This is a genomic window from Kosakonia oryziphila, assembly GCF_900094795.1.
Taxonomy (GTDB): Bacteria; Pseudomonadota; Gammaproteobacteria; order Enterobacterales; family Enterobacteriaceae; genus Kosakonia; species Kosakonia oryziphila.
Genome location: NZ_FMBC01000110.1, coordinates 1 through 2,548, shown reverse-complemented (window position 1 = coordinate 2,548; position 2,548 = coordinate 1). Strand labels below are relative to the sequence as shown.

Sequence of the window (2,548 nt, the reverse complement as noted above, 5' to 3'; positions counted from 1 at the left end):
GGCTGGCACAAGGCATTGCCGATGGAGTCATTGAAGTGCCGAAAGATCACTAAAATATCGCGCCGGAAATTTCGGCGGTTCCGGCGTAGAACCCCTTTTTGAGGCGACGATTTTCGTCTTCCAGCTCTTTCAGACGGGCCATCATGGAGGCATCCATTCCGCCAAAACGTGAACGCCATTTATAGAAACAGGCATTGCTCATGCCATGCTCGCGGCACAGTTCAGCCACCGGTGTTCCGGCCTCAGCTTGTTTCAGGATGGACATGATCTGACTGTCAGTAAAACGTGATTTTTTCATAGAGATCTCCCCGGTTCAGATTACGAGAAAATTCTACTTATCAACACACCGATTTTTCGGGGGGATTACCAGGCGATAAAAGAGTTAAATATAACGCGTGTTATAATTGCGCACAGAGAAACCACTATTTCATCAGCAGATCGTGTCATCTCACTGGATGCAGTATAACCGCAAAAATGGATGTTAAAGATATCAAGACATCAATGGTAATGGCAGGCAAAGTTGATTTATATTAGCCTGCTCATTAAGAAGAACAAAGGCGCTATATGATGAGTTGGCTTAACGCCTCTGGTGCAACTACCACAGCTGACCAAGCCTGATGAGCATTTAAGTGGCACTCTCTGAATTCATGTTCAGCGAGAGAAAATGAAAGCTATCACTAAACCCGCAACTAAAATGGCACAGTAAAAAAAGATGTTACCGGAGAACTGAGATAGATCATAAAGATGTTCTTCGCCTTGTTTGTTTAGTTTTGCTATAGCATCTTTTTCATTATTAGCTTCTATTGTGTAAGGATATTTTGTAAAACCTTTACTTTTCAGTTCCTTGGAATGTTCACGTGTGACATTGTTCACTTTGAGCACTTTTGATTCATTATCTTTGATAAAAATTATGTAGCTATTCATACCCTACCCCTAATAAAGTAAAATATTACCCTAAACCTCATGAAATCACTTTACCTATCCTATCTATTGAAAACGTCATTAAAACAGAACGAATTAAGACAGTATAAAACAGCGAGCTGAATTTTCACCAGTTCGGTAAAAATTGATGTTCTAATCAGTATTGCTTAGCAAGGTTATTAATAGCGTTGCATAATAAACGTTAAGAATACTATTTTTTGGGGCTTGTTGCAAAAATTACCTAAGTGAGAAACACTCACGGTATTGTTCATCGCTTTAGGATAAACTCATGCCTCCAAACGAGTTTAAATGGAAACATTTTGCACCAACCATCATCCTTTGGTGCTTACGTTGGTACGGTTCCACACCGTTAAGCTATGCAAACGTCAGTTATATGCTGGCTGAACGGGGGATTTCGGTTCACCGTTCAACGATTTATCGTTGGTTTATTGAATATGCCCCCATTCTCCGTAAAAAACTCAAAAAATATCAATTCATTCGTGCTGTTTCCTCTTGGCAGCTTGATGAAACCTACGTCAAAGTGAACGGAAAATGGTTTTACCTTTATCGTGCCATAGATAAACATGGAGACACGTTGGATATTTATTTTTCACCCAAACGTAACCGATATGCCGCCTATGAATTTCTCAAACGCGTATTAAAACCTTATCACTCCGAACGACAACCCAAAACGTTAAACACCGATAAGCATGCGGCTTACGGTTACGCCATCGCTCGCTTAATGAAAGAAGGGAAACTCCGAGCTGACGTGGAACAACGGCAAATCAAAACCCTTAATAATCGGATTGAATCGGATCACGCCCCGATAAAAAAATTGATTATGCCGACAGGTGGTTTTAAATCAGCGAAGCTGAGCGTGGTCAACGCTCCAAGGGTTTGAAACATTGCGAAAACTGAATAAAGGTCAATTTGATGAATGGCTATGTCGTGACGAACCCGAATTTCGGGTGCGGGAGCGATCTGCCTTTATGAATCGATTATTCAATGTAGAGACCATTTTAGCTTAAAATCCCCTCTTAGCACTGAGTGAAAAATGCGCAAATTTATTATTTGCAACAAGCCCGTATCGCGACATTATATACAGCTGCCGCAGAAGGACGGAGAGAAGAGGCTTTAGAATATCTGAGAGAGGGAAGAAAGTTGCTGAGGCAGTAACCGATGATGGGTAAAGAAGGCTTGGGAAGGGGGCTGAACCACCCCGGAACGGTCCCCTGAAGGAATGGCAATTCCGTTAGCCCGAAAATACTGGCTTTTCCCGGGCTGTGATAACATCTCCGGGTCATTTTTCAGAGCCAGCGCTGATGAAGAAGAAAAACAGCACACCCACTCCCCACGATGCCACGTTCAGGCAGTTCCTGACGCAACCGGATATTGCACGGGATTTCATGGAAATCCACCTGCCCGCAGAGCTGCGTGCAGTCTGCGATCTCAGCACGCTGAAACTGGAATCCGGCTCGTTCGTTGAGGATGATCTCCGCCAGTATTTCAGCGACGTCCTCTACAGCCTGAAAACCACAGCCGGCGACGGATATATTCATGTTCTGGTCGAACACCAGTCAACGCCGGACAAACATATGGCTTTCCGCCTGATACGCTATGCGGTAGC

At 43.4% G+C, this 2,548-nt stretch carries 2 protein-coding genes and 2 pseudogenes; 2 read left to right on the top strand and 2 right to left on the bottom strand.

What is annotated here, in order from left to right; genetic code table 11:
- Positions 1-94 precede the first annotated feature (94 nt).
- Together GA0061070_RS24290 and GA0061070_RS24285 are read right to left on the bottom strand one after the other, a co-directional pair.
- Positions 95-298, bottom strand: a pseudogene (locus GA0061070_RS24290) (transposase); the annotation flags it as partial.
- A gap of 353 nt (positions 299-651) precedes the next feature.
- Complete coding sequence (locus GA0061070_RS24285) at positions 652-924, bottom strand: hypothetical protein (protein ID WP_090139081.1); 273 nt, start codon at positions 922-924, stop codon at positions 652-654.
- A 286-nt stretch (positions 925-1,210) separates the two neighbouring features.
- On the opposite strand from GA0061070_RS24285, the pseudogene GA0061070_RS24280 reads away from it, so the two are divergent.
- Positions 1,211-1,949 (top strand): annotated as a pseudogene (locus GA0061070_RS24280) (IS6 family transposase).
- 294 nt (positions 1,950-2,243) lie between these two features.
- The coding region (locus GA0061070_RS24275) for an Rpn family recombination-promoting nuclease/putative transposase (protein WP_139109842.1) at positions 2,244-2,548 on the top strand (305 nt) is incomplete at its 3' end.

What these genes read in the sequence shown, in the direction of transcription:
- GA0061070_RS24285 (WP_090139081.1), bottom strand. Translation starts at nt 924, where the DNA reads ATGAATAGCTACATAATTTTTATCAAAGATAATGAATCAAAAGTGCTC.